Source organism: Sandaracinobacteroides sp. A072 (assembly GCF_052616365.1).
Genome location: NZ_JBQXGU010000002.1, coordinates 311,174 through 330,780 on the forward strand (window position 1 = coordinate 311,174; position 19,607 = coordinate 330,780).

The window sequence follows — 19,607 nt, forward strand, 5'->3', positions numbered from 1 at the left end:
GTGCATTGCCCGCCACCTTGGATCAAGTCATCCGCCCTGAGGAAATCCCATGTTGACCAGAATGACCGCCTCGGCAAAGCCGGCCGAGGTCGAAAAGAAGTGGATCCTGATCGATGCCGACGGTCTCGTCGTCGGCCGTCTGGCCACCATCGTTGCGAACCGCCTGCGCGGCAAGCACAAGCCCAGCTTCACGCCGCATGTCGATTGCGGTGACAATGTGATCGTCATCAACGCGGACAAGGTGCGCTTCACCGGCCGCAAGGCGACGCAGAAGATGTACTATCGCCACACCGGCTATGCCGGCGGGATCAAGGAAATCCGTGCCGACAAGGTGCTGGAAGGCCGCTTCCCCGAGCGCGTGCTCGAAAAGGCTGTCGAGCGGATGGTCCCGCGTGGACCGCTTGGACGCCAGCAGATGCGCAACCTGCGCATCTTCAAGGGCACCGAGCATCCCCATGCCGCGCAGCAGCCCGAAGTGCTGGACGTTGCCTCGATGAACCGCAAGAACAAGGTGAGCGCGCAATGAGCGTCGAGAACACCCCCCAGGAAGATACCCGCATGAGCCTCGCCGATCTGGCGAAGCTGAAGGCTGAAGCCGATGCCGCCCCGGCACCGGCGAGCGAAGCGGCACCTGCTGCCGCGCAGGCGGCCGAAGCCGTGACCGAAGCCGCGCCTGTCCAGTCCGAGCCCGTCGCCCTGCGCCCGCAGATCCTCGACAAGTTCGGCCGCGCCTATGCTACCGGCCGCCGGAAGGATGCCGTGGCCCGCGTGTGGATCAAGCCCGGCTCGGGCAAGATCGTGGTCAACGGCCGCGACCAGACGGTCTATTTCGCCCGCCCGACCCTGCGTCTCGTCATCAACCAGCCGTTCGACGTTGCCGAACGCCGCGATCAGTATGACGTGATCGCAACCGTCACCGGTGGTGGCCTTTCCGGCCAGGCCGGCGCAGTGAAACATGGCATCGCCCAGGCGCTGACCCGCTTTGAACCGACCCTGCGCACCGTGGTGAAGCGTGCCGGCTTCCTCACCCGCGACAGCCGGGCGGTGGAACGGAAGAAATACGGCAAGGCCAAGGCCCGCCGCTCCTTCCAGTTCTCGAAGCGTTAAGCTGGAACTGCAGAAACGAACAGAAAAGAGGCCGGTCTTCCGGCCTCTTTTTTTTGCGTGTGTCCCTTGGCATCATTCCGGCTGGCAGATACCGCCACCTGTTCACCAGCGATTAACCACGCCGCTTCATGATCGAAGCATTCCGATTTCACTGCAAACAGGATAGCTGCATGAAAGCCCTTATGCTCCTTCCAGCCCTTCTTCTATCGTTTGCAACTGCCGCGCACGCCAACGACGATCGCCAACCCACCCCCGGGGAACGGACGGCCATCGAAAAGGTGCTGCGCGCGGCCGGCTACACAAGCTGGGAAGACATCGAACTGGATGACGGCCGCTGGGAAGTGGACAATGCCCTTCTGCCCAATGGCAGCAAATATGACCTCAAGCTGCGCCCCTCTGACCTGAAGATCATCCGCACCGAACTGGATGACTGAAGACGCCCATGATGCCCGGCATTGCTGCGCAGACAGCGGGAACGGGCAAGGCTGCGGCAGTCTTGCCCTTGGCCTCTCCCGCGGCTGGCCCTATGTGACCTTCCGATGGTGAAACAGATCCTCCTGCTCATGGCACTTCTGCTGGGCTGGGCTTCGAGCCCGGCAGCGGCGCAATCCGTGTCCCGGCAGGAACACACCCGCGTCGAACTGGTTTCGGAAGTCGCAGACCCTGCCCCCGGCAAGCGTTTCACCATTGGCCTGGTGATGACACCCGATGCTGGCTGGCACAGCTATTGGGAGCATCCCGGCGACAGTGGCATGCCCACCATCGCCCGGTGGGACGTGCCGGCCGGCGTGAGCGTCAGCGCCTTGCGCTATCCGGTGCCGGAAACCTTCATCGTCGCCGGCATCATGAACCATGTCTATGGCAGCCGGAACGTGCTGCTGGCCGAAGTGGAGACCCCTGAAACCCTCAGCGGCACGCTGCCGATCCGCGTGAAGGTCGACTGGCTGATCTGCGACGACAAGATCTGCGTCCCCGAAACCGCAAGCCTCGCGCTCGACCTGCCCATCGGCACGGGCAGGAAAGACCCTGCGCACGAAACCCTTTTCGCAGGAGCGCGTGCAGCCCTGCCCCGCCAGTTGCTGGAACCCGCCAGCTTCGCCCACACTGCTGAGCGAATCCGCCTGTCCGTGCCCATGGCCGCGACCGACAAGGTGACGGCCGCTCATTTCTTCGCAGCCGGCGATGACAGTTTCGTCCTTGCCAGCCCGCAAACCGTGACCCGCACGGCAAGCGCCCTGATCATCGAGGCCGATGCCGTCGCAGGCGCCACGCCGGCACGCGTGGAAGGCCTTCTCCGCGTCGAGCGCGGCGACACTGTGATGGGACTTACGCTTGCCGCAGACCCGGGGGCGGTTGCGACCGGCGAACCGCTGCAAGCGGCATCGCGCTCCACGGCTGCCTTCCTGCCCGCGCTGGGGCTGGCGATCCTGGGGGGCCTGCTGCTCAACCTGATGCCCTGCGTCTTCCCCATACTCAGCCTGAAGGCGCTGAGCCTTGCCAAGGCCGGCGAATCCCCGGCCCATGCGCGCAAGGAAGGCCTCGCCTATACGGCGGGCGTGGTGCTGGTCTGCACCCTGCTCGGGCTTGCCGCCATCCTCATCGCCCGGGCGGGTGCGGGGGCTGGCTGGGCCTTCCAGCTGCAGGATCCCCGCGTCATCCTTCTCCTCATGCTGCTCACCTTTGCCATCGGGCTGAACTTCGCCGGCCTTTTCGAAATGCAGCTGGGCAGCGCCAACGCTGGCGCAAGGCTGGCACAGGCGCCCGGCTCCAGAGGAGCATTCTTCACCGGGGCACTCGCGGCCTTTGTCGCCACACCCTGCACCGGGCCTTTCATGGCAGGCGCCCTGGGGGCGGCGCTGATCCTTCCGCCTGCTGCCGGCCTTGCCGTCTTTGCCGGGCTGGGCTTCGGCCTTGCCCTGCCCTTCCTCGCCATCGGCTTCGTGCCGGCCCTGCGACGCCGGCTTCCAAAGCCCGGTGCGTGGATGCTCAGCTTCCGCCGCATCCTTGCCGTTCCCATGCTGCTCACGGCTCTGGCCCTTGCCTGGGTGCTCGGCCGCCAGGCGGGTGTGAACGGGCTGATGCTCGGGCTGGTGACCGCGCTGCTGATGGCCCTTGGCCTCTGGGTTCTGGGCCTCAGGCAGCAGCGCATGGCAGGTGGCACCGTGCCGGCTTTTCTGGCGCTTCTGGTAGCGGTTGCGGCACCGTTCGGCCTCGCGCAGCTTCCGGCATCGGCCGCTGTTGCAGACGGCACCGGTGCGGCCCCTGCCGGCCTGAACGCCACGGCCTATACGGCCGAAGCACTGGCCGGCGCGCGGGCCGCGCGCACGCCCACCTTCCTCTATTTCACCGCTGACTGGTGCCTGACCTGCAAGGTGAACGAGCGCGGTGCGCTCGCGTCTCCGGATGTGGCCCACGCCTTCGGGCAGGCCGGCATCAAGGTAATGGTAGGCGACTGGACCCGCCCGGACCCGGCAATCGCCAGCTTCCTCGAACAGCAGGGCCGCGCCGGCATTCCGCTTTACCTGTTCTATGGCGCCGACGGGGAAGTGCAGGAATTGCCGCAATTACTGACCGTCAACATGCTGACCGCGCTCGCAAGCGAGGGTTCATCCAGCATTGGCTAGGGAGAGACCATGATGAAGATCCTGATCGCAGCCACCGCCATCGCCATTTCCGCCCCCGCCGTGGCAGCCGCCGTGGTTGGCCAGCCGGCCCCCGCCTTCACCGCGACCGACAGCAACGGCAAGAGCCACAGCCTGTCGGCCTATCGCGGCAAGACTGTGGTGCTGGAATGGACCAATGCCGAATGCCCCTTCGTGCAGAAATTCTATACCGCCGGCGACATGCAGCGCACCCAGTCCGCCGCCAGGGCGGATGGCGTCGTGTGGCTGACGATCAATTCCGGCGCGACTGGCAAGCAGGGCAATGTGAACGGCCAGCAGGCCAATGCCATCATGAAGCGGCAGGGCTTCAATTCCACAGCCTATCTGCTCGATGCCAGCGGCGATATCGGGCGCGCCTATGGTGCGAAAACCACCCCGCACATGTTCGTGATCGACCCGAAGGGGACGCTTGTCTATGCTGGCGGTATCGACAACATCCCCTCGGCCGATCCGGCCGATATCGGCAAGGCGCAGAATTTTGTGAAGCTCGCGCTTGCCGACATCAAGGCCGGAAAGCCCGTCGCCACCACGACGAGCCGGCCTTACGGCTGCTCGGTGAAATACTGAGGAAGAAGGCCCTGCCCGCTTTGCGGGCACTGAGCTATCCCGACAAAAAAAGGGAGCCGTTATGGCTCCCTTTTTCATGATTGCGGCCTGATAGACCGGATAGGCCGTCACACACAGGGCGGCGCACCCGGGCGGGATTCAGGCGTTGATCGCGTCCTTTTTCCGGCGTCGACGGGCCACAAGGCCCACAGCGCCGAAACCGGCGATCAGCATCGCCCAGGTTGCAGGCTCGGGCACGGCTGCGGTCGGTTCGATTGCAGCGGGCATGTTGCTGAACGCAGGGGCGGGAAGCGTGAAATCCGCAGCACCATTGTCAGGAACAACCGTCACGGCATGGGCCGGTACGGCTGCGACAAGGGCCAAGGGAGCGAGAAAGGCTGTCATCCTGATGGTCATGTTCGGTCTCCTGGCTTTCGATTTGCCTTCGATTTTCCTTCGAGGGCATTGAAAGATCCGGAAAAGAAAGGAGGAAAGCTGCTCACGCAGATTTCCCCGACTTTTTGCGACCCATCCGGAAACAAATGGTTAATTGTTGTTAATCATGATTTTATGCGATTCTGCCGCAATGCACAAGAAGGCGGCGGCATGAAATCAGGACATACCGGGCCTTGCAGGGGATGAATGGGAGCCGGGGGGTGAATATGGCCAAAGGATGAAGCGTGCCGGCGCTGCACGCGGGCAGCGCCGTTCATCCGCAAGCAGTGAGCCTCAGGCCTTGGGCGGCATGGCCGGGCGGATATGCAGTTCGCGCAACTGCTTTTCCGTCACGGCCGAGGGCGCGTTCATCATCAGGTCTTCCGCCTTCTGGTTCAGCGGGAAGAGCGTCACTTCGCGGATGTTGGGCTCGTCTGCCAGAAGCATCACGATCCGGTCCACGCCGGGCGCCGAACCGCCATGGGGCGGTGCGCCATATTTGAAGGCGTTGATCATGCCGGGGAAGTTCGTATCCACCTGGCTTTGCGTATAACCGGCGATTTCGAAGGCCTTGTACATGATGTCGGGGCGATGGTTCCTGATCGCCCCCGAGGACAGCTCCACCCCGTTGCACACGATGTCATACTGATAGGCAAGGATGTCGAGCGGATCCTTCGTCTCCAGCGCTTCCATTTCTCCCTGCGGCATGGAGAAGGGGTTGTGCGAGAAGTCGATCCTGCCGGTTTCCTCGTCGGCTTCATACATCGGGAAATCGACGATCCAGCAGAAGCGATAGGTGCCCTCCTCTATCAGGCCGAGCTGTTCGCCGACCCGCGTGCGCGCCTGGCCGGCAAGCTTCGCCGCCCGCAGCGGCTTGTCGGTCGCGAAGAACACGCCATCATCGGCCCCGAGGCCCATCTGGGCAACGATCGCGGCCACGCGCTCGGCTTCCAGGTTGCGCGCGATGGGGCCACCGGCCTCGCCGCCCTTGAAGTTGACATAGCCAAGACCGGCCCAGCCTTCTGAGCGCGCCCATTCGTTCATCCCATCGAAGAAGCTGCGGGGCCTGAGGCCGGCGCCCGGGGCCGGAATTGCACGGACAACGCTGCCCTGCTCGATCATGCGGGCGAAGACGCCGAAGCCGCCGCCACGGAAATGCTCCGTCACGTCATGGATGACGAGCGGGTTCCTGAGGTCCGGCTTGTCGGAGCCATATTTCAGCATCGACTCGGCATAGGGGATGCGGGGGAATGGCGCTGCGGTCACCGTCCACGGCGTTTCGCGGTTCCAGCCCGAAAATTCCTGGAACAGCCCGGCCAGCACCGGCTCGATGGCAGCGAACACATCCTCCTGCGTGACGAAGCTCATCTCGAAATCGAGCTGGTAGAATTCGCCCGGCGACCGGTCGGCGCGGGCATCCTCGTCGCGGAAGCAGGGAGCGATCTGGAAATAGCGGTCGAAGCCGGCCACCATCAGCAGCTGCTTGAACATCTGCGGCGCCTGCGGCAGCGCATAGAATTTGCCCGGATGCAGGCGCGACGGCACGAGGAAATCGCGTGCGCCCTCGGGGCTGGAAGCAGTGAGGATCGGGGTCTGGAATTCGGTGAAGCCCTGGTCCTGCATGCGCTGCCGCAGCGATGCGATCACCTTCGAGCGCAGCATGATGTTGCGGTGGATGCGCTCGCGCCGAAGGTCGAGGAAGCGGTAGCGCAGGCGGATATCCTCGGGGTAGTCGGTATCGGCTGCAACCGGCAGCGGCAGTTCGGCGGCTTCCGAAAGCACGCTCACGCCGCGCACGCGCACCTCGATCGCGCCGGTGGCGAGATTGGGGTTCACGGTTCCGGCTTCGCGCGCAACGACTTCGCCATCCACCATGATCACCGATTCCAGCCGCAAGCCATCCAGCAAAGGCAGGTGCGGCGAACCGGACGCGACAACCAGCTGGGTCAGGCCGTGATGGTCGCGCAGGTCGATGAATAGAACGCCGCCATGGTCACGCTTGCGGTGGATCCAGCCGGAAAGGCGGACGGTGGCACCGACATCGGAAACGGTCAGCTGGGCGCAGTGGTGGGTGCGATAGGCATGGGTCATGGCCGGGGGAGAAGGCTGGTTGCAGCCCTTTTGTCAAGCGCCGCCGAAGCCGCTAACGGGCCTCATGCAGATTCATCCGCTCGTGACCGACACCGACAGCCTCGCGCGCCTGTGCAAGCGCATGAAGGCCCACCCTCATCTCTGCATCGACACCGAGTTCATGCGGGAAAACACGTATTATCCAGAGCTTTGCCTGATCCAGATGGCAAGCCCAGAGGAAGCCTTCGCGGTCGATCCGCTGGCCGATGGAATCAGCCTCGACCCCTTTCTGGAGCTTCTTGCCGACGACTCGCTGCTGAAAGTCCTGCATGCGGGCGGCCAGGATATCGAGATTTTCGTGAATCTTTCCGGCCGCGTGCCGCAACCGCTGTTCGATACGCAGGTCGCCGCCATGGCCATGGGCATGGGCGAACAGGTGAGCTACGCCAATCTGGTGGCGCATTTCACCGGCCACCAGATCGACAAGGGCGCCCGCTTCACCGACTGGTCCCGCAGGCCGCTTTCGGAGCGGCAGATAGAATATGCCATCGGCGATGTGACCCATCTTTCGGCGCTTTTCCCGAAAATGCTGTCACGCCTGCGCAAGACCGGGCGCGGCGAATGGCTCGATGAGGAAATGGCCCGGATCTCGGACCCGTCCAACTATGTGGTCGACCCGGATTCTGCCTGGCAGCGGCTGAAGCTGCCCAACCGCAAGCCCGAAGTGCTTGGCCGGCTGAAGGCGCTTGCCCGCTGGCGCGAATTCGAGGCGCGGGACAAGAATGTCCCGCGTGGCCGTATCGTGAAGGACGAGACGCTGGCCGACATCGCCGCCTCGCCGCCGGCCACCCAGGCCGATCTGGCGCGGGTGCGGGGCCTGTCTGCGGCCTGGGCCGGCAACGCCATCGGCGGGCGGATGATGGCGGCAATCGCCGAAGCCGGTCCGCTTCCCGAGGCGGAGATGCCAGCACGTGAACACCGGCCCGGCCTGTCGAGCGAAGCGTCGCTGATCGCCGACCTCTTGAAACTGCTGTTGAAGATCCGCGCCAAGGAAGCCGGCGTGGCGCCGCGCCTGATCGGCCGTTCGGATGAGCTTGAAGCGCTGGCCGGCGGCCAGCGCGAAGGCCTGCAGTTGCTGGAAGGCTGGCGCTACCAGAGTTTCGGCGCCGATGCTCTGGCGCTTGTCGAGGGGCGCCTCGGATTCTCGGTGACAGATGGAAAGCTCAGGATGCGAGCGCTCGAACCTCGGCTTCCGTCAGAAGGCGAAGACGCGGCTCAAGACCAAGCGCCTGCGCCAGAGCCCGATGCCGCCTCTGGACCGAATCCCCGTAAAGGGGGGCGCAGGCGCGCGAAAGGCTGAGCACCAGCCAGCGGCTTTCCGGCACCAGCCTGGCGCCTTGCAGCGGCTCGGCGGTGCCGCCGCCCAGGCGCTGGCCGAGCCGCATGGCAAGGCCCCACAGACGCGCCTGCTCAAGCAGCGGCGGGGCAGCCAGCAGGCCGAGGTGATCCGTCGACGGGCTGGGCATGGAACCGCCGTTCACCACCCACAGCGCTGCGGCAAGCATCGCCCGGCCATTGGCGTCGATCCCAACCCAGTTGCCATGCAGCGCAAGATCCAGCCCGTCTGATTCGCGCATGTCGGGGTGGGCGCGCCACGAGGCATCGGCGAGCAGGCAGGCGGCGTGGCGAATCCGCCTCAGGCTGGGCGGTTCCCCCGGGAACACCGGGTCGATGAAGGCGAGCAGCGCCTCGCCCACATTGGCGTCATAGCCATCCGAAAAGCGGCCGAGGCGGACGGCCGTCTCGCGCGCGGCGCTGACAAGAGGGTCCTGACGCTGCGCTTCACGGGGGAGCGCCTGATAAAGCAGGCCCTCGCGCAGCCCGTAGGCGGAAGTGATGATCGCGCTGCTGCCGAAATGGCGAAGCACCGCCTTCAGCATGATGGCAGCGCCCGGCAACTGCGATATTCTTGAAGAGGATATGTTCGGCACCGCCTTCAGGGACTTGGGGTCCATGTGGGCAAGCGAACGGATCAGCCGGGCCGGCGTGTCGGCCGGCATGACATGATGGTGGATCACCGGCAGCGGCCAGCCGGTCAGGTGCATGTGGAGGTGCGCCAGCGCCCGCCAGCTTCCGCCAACGGCATAAAAAGGCTTGCCCCGGCCCTTTTCGGCCCAGTCGAGCGCGGTAAGGCGCGCCTCGATTTCGGCCGCAAGCACGCGGCGGCTGCCCTTGCGAAGCGCATCGAGGCGCAGGGCGCCGATTGGAAGCGAAAGCCGCTCATGCGCTTCGCCGCCCTCGATACGCACCAGTTCCAGCGAGCCGCCGCCGAGATCCCCCACCACGCCGTCCGCATCGGGAATGCCCGCGATCACCCCCATTGCAGCGCAGCGCGCTTCCGTCTCGCCGTCGATGACCTCGACTTCGATTCCCGTTTCGGCCCGGATGCGATCGAGGAAGGCCCGGCCATTGCTGGCGGCGCGGACGGCCGCCGTCGCGACCGCACGCATGCTGTCGACGCCCATGCTGTCGCACAGTCGTGCAAAGCGCGCGAGGGCGGCAAGGGCTGCATCCATGGATTCGGGCAGCAGCGTCCCGCCATTGGCGATGCCGCGACCCAGGCCCGCCATCACCTTCTCGTTGAAAAGAACGGCAGGCGTGCGGCTCAGCCCGGAATAGACGACGAGACGAACCGAGTTGGACCCGATGTCGATGATGGCGACACGCGGACTGGCGGCAAGGAGCATGGGCCTCTCGCCCGGCTCGATCGCCACCGTGGCCATGTTCAGGCGGCCACGCCCAGCGCCTGCGCAGCTGCTGCGCGCACGGCCGCCACCGCTTCGGCGGCCTTGTCGCCATCCGGCCCGCCGGCCTGCGCCATGTCAGGCCGGCCACCGCCGCCCTGCCCGCCCAGCGTCGCTGCGGCGACACGAACGAGATCGACCGCCGATACCATGGCCTTCAGGTCATCCGTCACGCCGATGGCGACGGATGCGCGCCCTTCGTTCACGGCGACGATGGCGGAAATGCCGGAGCCGATCCGCGCCTTGGCTTCATCGACAAGGCCGCGCAGAGCCTTGGCTTCCACGCCTTCAAGCACCTGGCCCAGGAAGGCGGCCGCCCCCAGCTTTTCCGGTTCCTGCGCGCCACCGGTTGCGGGGCCGGCCAGGGCCAGCGCCTTCTTCGCATCGGCCAGTTCGCGCTCCAGCCGTTTCACCGTATCGGCCAGCGACTGCACGCGTTCGGGCAGTTCCTCGGGCCGTGTCCTGAGGGTGGAGGCCGCCGACTTCAACAGCGCTTCCTGACTGGCAAGATGGGCAAGCGCCGCTTCGCCCGTGAGCGCCTCGATACGACGCACGCCCGAGGAAACGGCGCTGTCGGACAGAATCCGGAAGAGCGCGATGTCCCCCGTGGCGTTCACATGGGTGCCGCCGCACAGTTCGACGGAATAGGTCCGCCCGCTGTCGCCGGGGCGTCCCATGGACAGCACGCGCACCTCATCGCCATATTTTTCACCGAACAGGGCGAGTGCCCCCGCCTCGATCGCGGCATCCGGCGTCATCAGCCGGGTGGATACGGGCAGATTGGCGCGGATCTCCGCATTCACCTCGCGTTCGATGGCGGCGATTTCTTCCGCAGTCAGCGCCTTCTGGTGCGAAAAATCGAAACGCAGCTTGTCGGGCGCGACCATCGACCCCTTCTGCGAGACATGCTCGCCCAGCACCCGGCGCAAGGCCGCGTGCAGAAGGTGGGTAGCGGAATGGTTGGACCGGATGGCGGCGCGGCGCCCGCCATCGACGGACAGGGTGACGGTGTCGCCCACGCGCACCATGCCCTTTTCCACCCGCCCGGCATGGGCATGAAGCTTGCCCAGCGGCTTTTGCGTATCGGTGATGGCAATACAAAAGCCCGCCCCCTCGATGCGGCCGGTGTCACCCACCTGCCCGCCCGATTCGCCATAGAAGGGCGTCTGGTTGGCGATGAGCATGACGTCATCGCCTTCAGATGCGCTGGAAACCTCGACACCATCCTTCACGATGGCGACGATCTCGCCCTGCGCCTCGGTGGTGGAATAGCCGATGAAGTCCGTTGCCCCCAGACGGTCGGCCAGGTCGAACCACAGGCTGTCGGTGGCGCTGGCGCCGCTGCCGGCCCAGGCGGCCCGCGCACGGGCCTTCTGCTCGGCCATGGCGGCATCGAAACCGCCCCTGTCCACGCCAAGCCCATGGGCCTTCAGCGCGTCCTCGGTCAGGTCATAGGGGAAGCCGTAGGTGTCATAGAGGCGGAAGGCGACATCGCCAGGCAGCACATCGCCATGCTTCAGGCCTGCGGTTGCCTCGTCCAGCAGCTTCAGCCCCTTGTCGAGGGTCTGGCGGAAGCGCGTTTCCTCCAGTTTCAGCGTTTCGCCGATCAGCGCCTGGGCGCGGCTGAGTTCCGGATAGGCCGCCCCCATGGCGGAAACCAGAGACGGCACCAACCGGTGCATCAGCGGTTCCTGGGCGCCAAGCAGATGGGCATGGCGCATGGCCCGGCGCATGATTCGGCGCAGCACATAGCCGCGCCCCTCATTGGCCGGCAGCACGCCATCGGCCACGAGGAAGCCGGCCGAGCGCAGATGATCGGCGATGATTCGATGCGAGGCACGGGTGGCGGGCGCATCGATGGGCGTTTTCGTCAGGGCGGCGGATTCGCCGATCAGCATGCGGAAGGTGTCGGTTTCGAAATTGTCGTGCGTGCCCTGCAGCACGGCCGAAATGCGCTCCAGCCCCATGCCGGTATCGATCGAGGGGCGGGGCAGCGGCAGGCGGGTTCCATCGGCCTGCTGGTCATATTGCATGAAGACGAGGTTCCAGACCTCGACGAAACGGTCGCCGTCCTCGTCCGGGCTGCCCGGGGGACCACCGTGGATGTGGGAGCCGTGGTCGTAGAAGATTTCCGAACAGGGGCCACAGGGACCGGTATCGCCCATCGACCAGAAATTGTCGCTCGTCGCGATGCGGATGATCCGCTCGTCGGGCAGGCCGGCGATCTTCTTCCACAGGGCATGGGCTTCATCGTCCGTGTGATAGACGGTGACAGTCAGCCGCTCCTTCGGAATGCCCCAGGTGCCGGTCAGGAGATCCCAGGACAGGCGGATCGCCTCTTCCTTGAAATAGTCCCCGAAGGAGAAATTCCCCAGCATTTCGAAGAAGGTGTGGTGCCGCGCGGTATAGCCCACATTGTCGAGGTCATTGTGCTTGCCGCCGGCGCGCACACACTTCTGGGCGGAAACCGCCTGCGTGTAGGGCCGCGTCTCGAGGCCGGTGAACAGGTTCTTGAACGGAACCATGCCAGCGTTCACGAACATGAGCGTCGGATCGTTCTGCGGCACCAGCGGTGCGGACGGCACGACCACATGCCCGGCGCGGGCGAAATGGTCGAGGAAGGACTGTCGGATGTCGGACGTTGACGTCATGTTCCTGGCTTTGCCTGTGGATGGCCGGCATGCGGCGGTCGCGCTCCATTAGGGGCGCGACGGCGCCTGACGCAAGAGAAGCCTTGGGCAGGCCCTGCCCGCGCCGGCCCCGACCTCTTGAAATCCGCCCGCTTCAAACCAGATCATGCCCATGGCTGCGGCTGCCTTCATGGGGTTGCGGCCATATGCCCGGCCATTTGGCGGGAAACATGAACCCATTGCTTTGAAAGGATGGATCACATGCGTGGCAATCTGGATTTCACCCCCCTCCTCCGCTCGTCGATCGGATTCGAGAATCTGAACCGGCTCTTCGACCTCGCCACCCGCGCCACCGAAGGCGACACCAGCTTCCCGCCCTACAACATCGAGAAGCTTGGCGAAGACAGCTATCGCATCACCATGGCGGTCGCCGGCTTCGACAGCGCCGAGCTTGACATCACGGTGCAGGAAAACACCCTTGTGGTCACCGGCAAGGCCGCCGAGGACAAGAGCGCGGCCGGTCGTCAGTTCCTCCATCGCGGCATCGCCAAGCGCGCGTTCGAGCGCCGCTTCCAGCTGGCTGACGTGATCAAGGTGGTTGGCGCCTCGTGCGAGAACGGCCTGCTCAACATTGACCTGGTGCGCGAAGTGCCCGAGCACAAGAAGCCCCGCAAGGTCGAGATCGGCAGCAAGCCGGCCCAGCCCGTGATCGAGGGCGAGCGCGCTGCCGCCTGAGCCTTTCGGGCAGCGAACAGGAAGGGGGCCGGCATGCCGGCCCCCTTTTTTGTGCGGAATATGAGGCGATCCCCGGCCCTTGTGCCAATATTGGGTCTGTTCAGCCCGCGCCTTCCATCCTAGCCTGCTGAGCGGGAGAGAGGAAGGAGGGCCAGATGGAAGGCTATTGGCTGGAACGGCAGAAGGGCGCGCTGGAAAAGGGCCGCATTGCCACCCTTGATATGGAAGCGGGCAAGGACGGCATCCTGTGCCGCATCGATTCGGCGGCTGTCACGTCAAACAACCTCACCTATGCCGTGCATGGCGGGCCGCCGCTCAACTACTGGCGTTTCTTTCCTTCTTCCGATCCGGACTGGGGCATCGTTCCGCTGTGGGGAACCGCAACAGTGGTGGAAAGCCGGCACCCCGATGTCGCCGTCGGCAGGCGGCTGTTCGGCTACTGGCCCAGCGGCAGCCACCTTGCCATCACGCCTGGCGCCATCAGCGAAAGCGGGCTGACGGACATGGCACCCCACCGGCAGGAACAGGCAGCCGTCTACAACCGCTATCGCTGGGCGGATGATTTCGACCAGCAGACCGAAGAGCTGATGGCCCTGTTCCAGCCGCTTTATGGCACGGCCTTCGTGCTTGCCGCCATGCTCCGGCAGACAGCCGCCGACTGCCTCGTGCTGATCACCAGCGCCTCATCCAAAACTGCGCTCGGCACCGGCTATGCGCTGCGGCAGGCAGGCGGCCCGCAATCCGTCGGCATCACTTCATCTTCGCACAAGGGCTTCGTGGAAACGACGGGCTATTACGATCAGGTCCTCGATTATGAGTCCATCGGCAAGCTCGACCCTGAAAGGCCGACGGTGCTTGTCGACGTGGCTGGCAATGGCGCCGTCACGGCGCAGGTCCATGCCCATGTGAAGACTCTGAAGGCCAGTCACATGGTAGGCGGCACGCACTGGAATGCGCCGCAGATGGCCACCACCCTGCCCGGCCCGGCTCCATCCATGTTCTTCGCACCCACCTGGTGGGAAGCGCGCGCCCGCGAGATCGGACCGGCCGCTTTCGACGCCGAACTGGGCGCCAGCCTCAAGGCCTTCCTGGCCAGCACCCGGCCCTGGCTGACCATCGAGGAAACCCATGGGCCGGACGGCTATGCGCGCGATTTCGAGGCCCTGCTGAACGGCGATACGCGCCCCAGCCACGGCATCATCTGGAAACCCCGCTAAGCGGCGCGGCGCAAGGCAATCAAGGAAAAGGCAGCCGGTCTCGACGACCGGCTGCCAGCTTTCCGCCTGTGGTTGACAGCGCCCTGTCAGCCGTTGGCGGTTTCGCGCTTCTCCACGGAAAAGCGCTTCAATTGCTCGACCGGCTCCTTCCACTCCGGCTTCAGGGCGGCTGCGGCGAGATAATCCTCATAGGCCTCGCGCACATTGCCCAGAAGCTCATGGGCGACAGCGCGCGTGTAATGCGCCACTTCCGGCCGCGACGGTTTCATGTCCAGCCCCCTGGTGAGCGCCGCTATGGCCTCGCGGTCGTTGCCGCCCTTGTGCAGCAGGGCAATGCCCAGGTTCACATGGGCCTCGGCCATTTCAAGGTCCGTCTTCAGGGCACTGCGATAATCCCGGATCGCCTGCTCGAGATCGCGGGACTGCATGTAGATGATGCCACGGTTGACGAGCGTGGCGGCGCGATCCCGCCGGGAAAGATTCTCTTCGGCAAGGGCCCGGTCGCACATGCCCAGCCCGGTGCGCGGTTCGCGCCGCAGTTCGGCCGCCATATAGCATTCCCGGCCCAGCCCGCCGCCAAGCGTGCTGATGGCCGCCTGCGCCGGAAGTGCATCAAGCACATAGATGCCCAGAACAGCGATCTTCCCGATCACCGCCAGTTGCAGGACAGTTCTGAAGTTCATGCTCTCCTCCTTCCTCCCGGCATGCAGGTTAACACAGGAAGCAGGTTTTTCCATCACGCACGGGCACGCCTGTGGCCGCAGCCACCCGCGCCCCGTTTACAGCAGGCGGGTCACATGCCCCATCTTGCGCCCGGGCACGGCTTCGGACTTGCCATAGAGGTGAAGATGGGCCGCCGGATCAGCAAGGATCGCCGGCCACTGCCCGATATCCTGGCCAAGAAGATTGTGCATCACCACCTCGGGCGCGCGCAGGCCGACAGGCCCGAGCGGCAGGCCGCAAATGGCCCTGACATGCTGCTCGAACTGCGAGGTCTCGGCGCCCTCGATGGTCCAGTGGCCGCTGTTGTGCACCCGTGGCGCCATCTCGTTGAAGACGGGGCCATCCGCGCAGGCAAAGAATTCGCAGGCCAGAACCCCGACATAGCCAAGCGCATCGGCAATACGCACGACAAGCGCCGTCGCCGCCTCGACATGGGCCGGGTCGAGCTTGCGGGCGGGAACGCGGCTTTCGGCCAGAATGCCGCCTTCATGCCGGTTGAGGCAGGCCGGAAAGTGGCGCTCTTCCCCGCTTGGCCCGCGTGCAAGAATGATCGAGAATTCCGCATCGAAGCGGACAAACCCTTCGAGAATGAGGTCGCGCCCGCCAAGATCGGCCAGGGCCGCCGCCGCATCGGACGAGGCGTGGATGCGCGCCTGCCCCTTGCCGTCATAGCCGAAACGGCGGGTCTTCAATATGGCCGGGCAACCCAGCGCCGCAAGGCCGGCTTCAAGATCGGCCAGACTGTCGACCGGCCTGAATGGCGCCGTGCACCCGCCCAGCCCTTCGACAAAGCGTTTCTCGGCCAGCCGGTCCTGCGCGACATCGAGCGCCTGATGACCGGGGCGGACAGGCTTCAGCCCTTCGAGAAAGGCGACCGTTCCGGATGGCACATTCTCGAACTCGTAGGTGATGACATCGACCGAGGCAGCAAAGGCCGAAAGGGCTGCCTTGTCGTCATAGGCCGCTCGGGTCACATGAGCCGAAACATCGGCCGCCACCAGTTCGGCTTCGGGCGCGAAGATGTGGGTGCGATAGCCAAGCGGCGCCGCGGCAAGCGCCAGCATGCGCCCAAGCTGGCCGCCGCCCAGAATGCCGATGGTCCCCCCCGGCGGAATGATGGCGCCAGTTTCAGGGGGCATCGGCGACGGCATCCGTCTGGCGCTGGCGCCATGCCTTCAGGCGCGCGGAAAGCGCCGGATCGGTGGTGGCGAGGATGGCGGCCGCCAGAAGCCCGGCGTTGGTCGCCCCGGCCTTGCCGATGGCCAGCGTGCCAACCGGGATGCCGGCCGGCATCTGCGCAATGGACAGAAGCGAATCCATGCCGTTAAGCGCCTTCGACTGGACCGGCACGCCCAGAACCGGAAGCGACGTGAGGCTTGCCACCATGCCCGGCAGATGGGCAGCGCCACCGGCCCCGGCGACGATCACGCGTATGCCACGCGCCTCGGCGCTGTCGGCATAGTCCACCATCCGGCGCGGGGTGCGGTGGGCGGAAACGATCTTCACCTCGTGCGGCACATCAAGGGCTGCCAGCGTTTCCGCTGCATGGCGCATCGTCTCCCAATCGGAAACGCTGCCCATGATGATGCCGACCTGGACAGCCTCGGCCGTCCCGGCGCCAGTCTCATGATCGGTCTTCTGCTCGCTCACCGGCAAACCCCCGTCAAAAAACGGCCCCTAGGGGTGAAGGGCCGCCCTTGGCAAGAGGCGGACCCCCTGCCGGTTATCCGAGGCACCGCCCCTTCAGCCAGGGCCGGCAAGCTCAGGCAATGTCCAGGAACCGCCGCCCGGTCGCCTTCAGACCGGCATCGAGTGTGTAGACGATGGGCACGCCCGTCGGAATCTCGAACGAGACGATATCGGCATCCGAAATGCCCGACAGATGCTTCACCAGCGCCCGCAGCGAATTGCCATGGGCCGCGATCAGCACCCGCTTGCCGGCCTTCAGCTGCGGCACCACCAGTTCCTCGAAGGCCGGAAGCGCCCGGGCGATGGTGTCCTTCAGGCTTTCGGTGGCCGGCACGTCGACGCCGGCATAGCGCCGGTCGGCGGACACATCGAAGCTGCTGCCCCGTTCCTGCGGCGGCGGCGGCACATCGAAGCTGCGGCGCCAGATCTTCACCTGCTCATCGCCATGTCTGGCTGCCGTTTCGGCCTTGTCGAGGCCTGTCAGCCCGCCATAGTGGCGCTCGTTGAAGCGCCAGTCCTTGGTGACGGGAAGCCAAAGCCGCTCCATTTCCTCGAGCACGAGGTGAAGGGTCTTGATGGCCCGGGTCTGCACGCTGGTGAAGGCGACATCGAAATCGAAGCCCTGCGCCTTCAGCGCCTTGCCGGCGGCGCGCGCCTCGGCTGCACCCTTGTCGGTGATGTCCACGTCCCACCAGCCGGTGAAGCGGTTTTCGAGGTTCCAGGCAGACTGGCCATGGCGGACAAGCACGAGTTCAGACATTCGGGGCTTCCTATCTCAGATCATCGATGATGTCGGCGAGCGCTGCAAGGCAGGCGCGCGCAAGCTGGCGGGAACGGTCGGGCGACCAGCCCTCTACGGGCTCGGGCAGGTCATCCGCATCCTTGAAGGGCATTTCCAGTGTCGCTGAAACACAGCCGAAGCGTTCCGCCAGCGCATTGGTGGACATGGAGAGATTGGCCGTCCCCGCAGAGGCGACGGGATAGCCGACGCGGGTCTGGAAATCGCGGCTGTGCGTCATCAGGCTCGTCTTGAATCGTTCAAGAAGCCTTGTCTGACGCTCCTGCAGGGAGGGGATGCCCTCGAAGCCGGCGATGAAGACATGGGGAAGCTCTTCGTCGCCATGCACGTCGAGCGCGAAATCGACTCCGGTTTCGCCCATGCGGTCGAGAACGGCCTTCACCTCGGGCGCGCGGTCGGCTGCGGGATTGGCCCATTCGCGGTTGAGGTTCGCGCCTGCCGCATTGGTGCGCAGATAGCCCCTGAAGGCGCCATCGGGGTTCATGTTTGGCACGATGTGGAAACGGGCCTTGGCCAGCAACGACCGGGCGACCGGAGAGGACGGGTCCGTCAGTTCATCCAGCGCGCCTTCCATCCACCATTGCGCCATGGTCTCGCCGGGGTGCTGGCGGGCATAGAGCCAGACTTGGCGCGGCCCCTGCCCAAGGCTGAGGCAATCCATCGGCCGGCCGTCGAGCGTATGGCCCAGGACGTCAGCCGAAACACCCGGCTTCAGCGCCATGCGCGCGACGAGATCCTGATGCCGCTCCATCGAATAGGGCGCGAAATAGGCGCACCACAGAAGATCGGACTCGGGCGTCACGCGGATCGTGAGGGTGCCGCCATCAGCAGCCTTGTCATAGCTGCTGTCAGCCTGGACCCAGCGTTCCCGGTCAGAAGAGACGCGGGCACGATAGCCGGGCCAGCCGCCCGGATAGGCGGATTCCTCCAGCCCGATGATGTCGATGCGGACGGGCCGCCCCTTTGCGCCTGAAAGGCGGAAGTGGAACCACTGGAAGAACACGCCGTCGGCGTCGCGGCGGATGCGCAGGCGGACATGATCGGCCGCCGGCTGGTCGACCGTCTCGATGTTGCCCGAATCGAAACATGCTGAAATGCTGATAGCCATGAACCGGGCAGCTAGCAGCCCGTGCCGGCCGGGCCAACCGTGCGCCCAGGAAACATGAACGGAAAGAGGAAGCATCCCGCGCGCGAAGGCACGGACAGGCGCGTGCGAAGGCACGGACAGGCGAAAGGAATTGACTTGGGGCGGCTTTGCCCGTAAGCGCCGCGGCTCATTTACGTATCCCCGGGGAACACCGATGAAGATCCGCAACAGCCTCAAGTCGCTCAAGGGGCGGCACCGTGACAACCGCGTGATCCGCCGCCGCGGCCGCACCTACGTCATCAACAAGACGAACCGCCGCTTCAAGGCCCGCCAGGGCTGATTCCCCGTGCCGCAAGGCACAGGAAGCGTGCCGCAAGGCACAGGAAGCGTGCCGCAAGGCACAGGAGGCGCGCCTTTCGGCAAGGCCGGGGCCGCAGGCGAGACAGGAACCCAGCCGGCAGGCATGTGGGCTGCACGTTCGGCGCGGCAACCCCGCGCCGTCGTCTTCGATGTCGGCCATGTCCTTTATGACTGGGATCCGCGCTTCCTCTATGAAAAGCTGATACCCGAAGCCGACAGGCTCGACTGGTTCCTTGCCCATGTCGTCACGCGCGAATGGCATTTCCAGCATGACGCCGGCCGGCCTTTCACCGAAACCAGCGCCGAACTCATCGCCCGCTACCCCGGCGAAAGTGACCTGATCCGCGCCTATGGTCCGCGCTGGCTGGAAACCATCCCCGGCCCCATTCCGGGAAGCCTTCCGCTTGTGGAACGGCTGGCAGAAGCCGGCGTGCCCCTGTTCGGAATCACCAATTTCTCGGCGGAATTCTGGGCCATGTTCCGGCCGACAGCCCCCGTCTTCGATCATTTCCGCGACATTGTCGTATCGGGCGCGGAACGGCTCGTGAAGCCGGATCCGGCCATCTACGCGCTTGCCCGCCGGCGTTTCGGCCTGGAAGACGGCGAGGCCCTGTTCATCGACGACAATCCGGCCAATGTCGAAGCCGCACGCAACGCAGGCTGGCATGCCCACCGCTTCATCGATGCCACAGGCGCCGCCGAGGCCCTGCGCCAGCACGGCTTTCCAGTCTGAGATTGGCCG

The 19,607-nt window shown here is 65.3% G+C and carries 17 protein-coding genes and 2 pseudogenes; 10 read left to right on the plus strand and 9 right to left on the minus strand.

Annotation, left to right across the window (positions count from 1 at the left end; all coding sequences use genetic code 11):
- The first annotated feature begins 49 nt into the window (after nt 1-49).
- From rplM to ACUJ46_RS07470, 5 genes are all read left to right on the plus strand, one after another.
- On the plus strand, nt 50-526 hold the full coding sequence (rplM, locus tag ACUJ46_RS07450; protein ID WP_445389836.1) for a 50S ribosomal protein L13: 477 nt from the start codon (nt 50-52) through the stop codon (nt 524-526).
- Entirely contained in the window at nt 523-1,107 is a 585-nt protein-coding gene (rpsI, locus tag ACUJ46_RS07455) for a 30S ribosomal protein S9 (protein ID WP_445389837.1), read from the plus strand. Before rplM ends, rpsI begins: the two co-directional genes overlap by 4 nt.
- A gap of 182 nt (nt 1,108-1,289) precedes the next feature.
- Nucleotides 1,290-1,541, plus strand: a complete 252-nt coding sequence (locus tag ACUJ46_RS07460; RefSeq protein WP_445389838.1) for a PepSY domain-containing protein — start codon at nt 1,290-1,292, stop codon at nt 1,539-1,541.
- 105 nt (nt 1,542-1,646) lie between these two features.
- Nucleotides 1,647-3,731 carry a protein-disulfide reductase DsbD family protein gene (locus ACUJ46_RS07465; RefSeq protein ID WP_445389839.1) on the plus strand — a complete coding sequence of 695 codons (2,085 nt, stop codon included), beginning with the start codon at nt 1,647-1,649 and terminating at the stop codon, nt 3,729-3,731.
- A 9-nt stretch (nt 3,732-3,740) separates the two neighbouring features.
- Nucleotides 3,741-4,337: a thioredoxin family protein gene (locus ACUJ46_RS07470; RefSeq protein WP_445389840.1), complete on the plus strand. Its 597-nt coding sequence runs from the start codon at nt 3,741-3,743 to the stop codon at nt 4,335-4,337.
- A 138-nt stretch (nt 4,338-4,475) separates the two neighbouring features.
- Here the strand turns inward: ACUJ46_RS07470 and ACUJ46_RS07475 are convergent.
- A pseudogene (locus ACUJ46_RS07475) lies at nt 4,476-4,577 on the minus strand (PEPxxWA-CTERM sorting domain-containing protein); the annotation flags it as partial.
- Between the two features lie 468 nt (nt 4,578-5,045).
- The gene (gene aspS / locus ACUJ46_RS07480; RefSeq protein WP_445389841.1) at nt 5,046-6,842 is read right to left on the minus strand and encodes an aspartate--tRNA ligase; all 1,797 of its coding nucleotides are present in this window, start codon (nt 6,840-6,842) and stop codon (nt 5,046-5,048) included.
- 64 nt (nt 6,843-6,906) lie between these two features.
- Between aspS and rnd the strand changes: the two genes are divergently transcribed.
- Nucleotides 6,907-8,181 carry a ribonuclease D gene (rnd, locus tag ACUJ46_RS07485; protein ID WP_445389842.1) on the plus strand — a complete coding sequence of 425 codons (1,275 nt, stop codon included), beginning with the start codon at nt 6,907-6,909 and terminating at the stop codon, nt 8,179-8,181.
- A gap of 67 nt (nt 8,182-8,248) precedes the next feature.
- On the opposite strand, the pseudogene ppx reads toward rnd, so the two are convergent.
- Nucleotides 8,249-9,604, minus strand: a pseudogene (gene ppx, locus ACUJ46_RS07490) (exopolyphosphatase); the annotation flags it as partial.
- A 2-nt stretch (nt 9,605-9,606) separates the two neighbouring features.
- Nucleotides 9,607-12,276: an alanine--tRNA ligase gene (gene alaS / locus ACUJ46_RS07495; protein WP_445389843.1), complete on the minus strand. Its 2,670-nt coding sequence runs from the start codon at nt 12,274-12,276 to the stop codon at nt 9,607-9,609.
- A gap of 240 nt (nt 12,277-12,516) precedes the next feature.
- Between alaS and ACUJ46_RS07500 the strand changes: the two genes are divergently transcribed.
- Nucleotides 12,517-12,990: an Hsp20 family protein gene (locus ACUJ46_RS07500; RefSeq protein ID WP_445389844.1), complete on the plus strand. Its 474-nt coding sequence runs from the start codon at nt 12,517-12,519 to the stop codon at nt 12,988-12,990.
- A 155-nt stretch (nt 12,991-13,145) separates the two neighbouring features.
- Nucleotides 13,146-14,207 carry a DUF2855 family protein gene (locus tag ACUJ46_RS07505; RefSeq protein WP_445389845.1) on the plus strand — a complete coding sequence of 354 codons (1,062 nt, stop codon included), beginning with the start codon at nt 13,146-13,148 and terminating at the stop codon, nt 14,205-14,207.
- Between the two features lie 86 nt (nt 14,208-14,293).
- On the opposite strand, the gene ACUJ46_RS07510 is transcribed toward ACUJ46_RS07505, so the two are convergent.
- The 5 genes from ACUJ46_RS07510 to ACUJ46_RS07530 all read right to left on the minus strand — a co-directional run bounded on the left by ACUJ46_RS07510 (nt 14,294) and on the right by ACUJ46_RS07530 (nt 18,526).
- Entirely contained in the window at nt 14,294-14,890 is a 597-nt protein-coding gene (locus ACUJ46_RS07510; RefSeq protein ID WP_445389846.1) for a tetratricopeptide repeat protein, read from the minus strand.
- A gap of 96 nt (nt 14,891-14,986) precedes the next feature.
- Entirely contained in the window at nt 14,987-16,069 is a 1,083-nt protein-coding gene (locus ACUJ46_RS07515; protein ID WP_445389847.1) for a 5-(carboxyamino)imidazole ribonucleotide synthase, read from the minus strand.
- On the minus strand, nt 16,059-16,580 hold the full coding sequence (gene purE / locus ACUJ46_RS07520) for a 5-(carboxyamino)imidazole ribonucleotide mutase (RefSeq protein WP_445389848.1): 522 nt from the start codon (nt 16,578-16,580) through the stop codon (nt 16,059-16,061). Before purE ends, ACUJ46_RS07515 begins: the two co-directional genes overlap by 11 nt.
- A gap of 112 nt (nt 16,581-16,692) precedes the next feature.
- The gene (gene gpmA / locus ACUJ46_RS07525) at nt 16,693-17,379 is read right to left on the minus strand and encodes a 2,3-diphosphoglycerate-dependent phosphoglycerate mutase (RefSeq protein ID WP_445389849.1); all 687 of its coding nucleotides are present in this window, start codon (nt 17,377-17,379) and stop codon (nt 16,693-16,695) included.
- Nucleotides 17,380-17,389: 10 nt separating this feature from the next.
- Nucleotides 17,390-18,526, minus strand: a complete 1,137-nt coding sequence (locus tag ACUJ46_RS07530) for a M14 family metallopeptidase (protein WP_445389850.1) — start codon at nt 18,524-18,526, stop codon at nt 17,390-17,392.
- A 193-nt stretch (nt 18,527-18,719) separates the two neighbouring features.
- On the opposite strand from ACUJ46_RS07530, the gene ykgO reads away from it, so the two are divergent.
- On the plus strand, nt 18,720-18,845 hold the full coding sequence (ykgO, locus tag ACUJ46_RS07535; RefSeq protein ID WP_004210176.1) for a type B 50S ribosomal protein L36: 126 nt from the start codon (nt 18,720-18,722) through the stop codon (nt 18,843-18,845).
- A gap of 123 nt (nt 18,846-18,968) precedes the next feature.
- On the plus strand, nt 18,969-19,598 hold the full coding sequence (locus ACUJ46_RS07540; RefSeq protein ID WP_445389851.1) for an HAD family hydrolase: 630 nt from the start codon (nt 18,969-18,971) through the stop codon (nt 19,596-19,598).
- The last annotated feature ends 9 nt before the right edge of the window (nt 19,599-19,607 follow it).

What these genes read in the sequence shown, in the direction of transcription:
- ACUJ46_RS07500 (WP_445389844.1), top strand. Translation starts at nt 12,517, where the DNA reads ATGCGTGGCAATCTGGATTTCACCCCCCTCCTCCGCTCGTCGATCGGA.
- aspS (WP_445389841.1), bottom strand. Translation starts at nt 6,842, where the DNA reads ATGACCCATGCCTATCGCACCCACCACTGCGCCCAGCTGACCGTTTCC.
- alaS (WP_445389843.1), bottom strand. Translation starts at nt 12,276, where the DNA reads ATGACGTCAACGTCCGACATCCGACAGTCCTTCCTCGACCATTTCGCC.
- ACUJ46_RS07460 (WP_445389838.1), top strand. Translation starts at nt 1,290, where the DNA reads ATGCTCCTTCCAGCCCTTCTTCTATCGTTTGCAACTGCCGCGCACGCC.
- ACUJ46_RS07505 (WP_445389845.1), top strand. Translation starts at nt 13,146, where the DNA reads ATGGAAGGCTATTGGCTGGAACGGCAGAAGGGCGCGCTGGAAAAGGGC.
- rnd (WP_445389842.1), top strand. Translation starts at nt 6,907, where the DNA reads ATGCAGATTCATCCGCTCGTGACCGACACCGACAGCCTCGCGCGCCTG.
- gpmA (WP_445389849.1), bottom strand. Translation starts at nt 17,379, where the DNA reads ATGTCTGAACTCGTGCTTGTCCGCCATGGCCAGTCTGCCTGGAACCTC.
- ACUJ46_RS07540 (WP_445389851.1), top strand. Translation starts at nt 18,969, where the DNA reads ATGTGGGCTGCACGTTCGGCGCGGCAACCCCGCGCCGTCGTCTTCGAT.
- ACUJ46_RS07515 (WP_445389847.1), bottom strand. Translation starts at nt 16,069, where the DNA reads ATGCCCCCTGAAACTGGCGCCATCATTCCGCCGGGGGGGACCATCGGC.
- ykgO (WP_004210176.1), top strand. Translation starts at nt 18,720, where the DNA reads ATGAAGATCCGCAACAGCCTCAAGTCGCTCAAGGGGCGGCACCGTGAC.
- ACUJ46_RS07465 (WP_445389839.1), top strand. Translation starts at nt 1,647, where the DNA reads ATGGTGAAACAGATCCTCCTGCTCATGGCACTTCTGCTGGGCTGGGCT.
- ACUJ46_RS07470 (WP_445389840.1), top strand. Translation starts at nt 3,741, where the DNA reads ATGATGAAGATCCTGATCGCAGCCACCGCCATCGCCATTTCCGCCCCC.
- ACUJ46_RS07510 (WP_445389846.1), bottom strand. Translation starts at nt 14,890, where the DNA reads ATGAACTTCAGAACTGTCCTGCAACTGGCGGTGATCGGGAAGATCGCT.
- rplM (WP_445389836.1), top strand. Translation starts at nt 50, where the DNA reads ATGTTGACCAGAATGACCGCCTCGGCAAAGCCGGCCGAGGTCGAAAAG.
- rpsI (WP_445389837.1), top strand. Translation starts at nt 523, where the DNA reads ATGAGCGTCGAGAACACCCCCCAGGAAGATACCCGCATGAGCCTCGCC.
- ACUJ46_RS07530 (WP_445389850.1), bottom strand. Translation starts at nt 18,526, where the DNA reads ATGGCTATCAGCATTTCAGCATGTTTCGATTCGGGCAACATCGAGACG.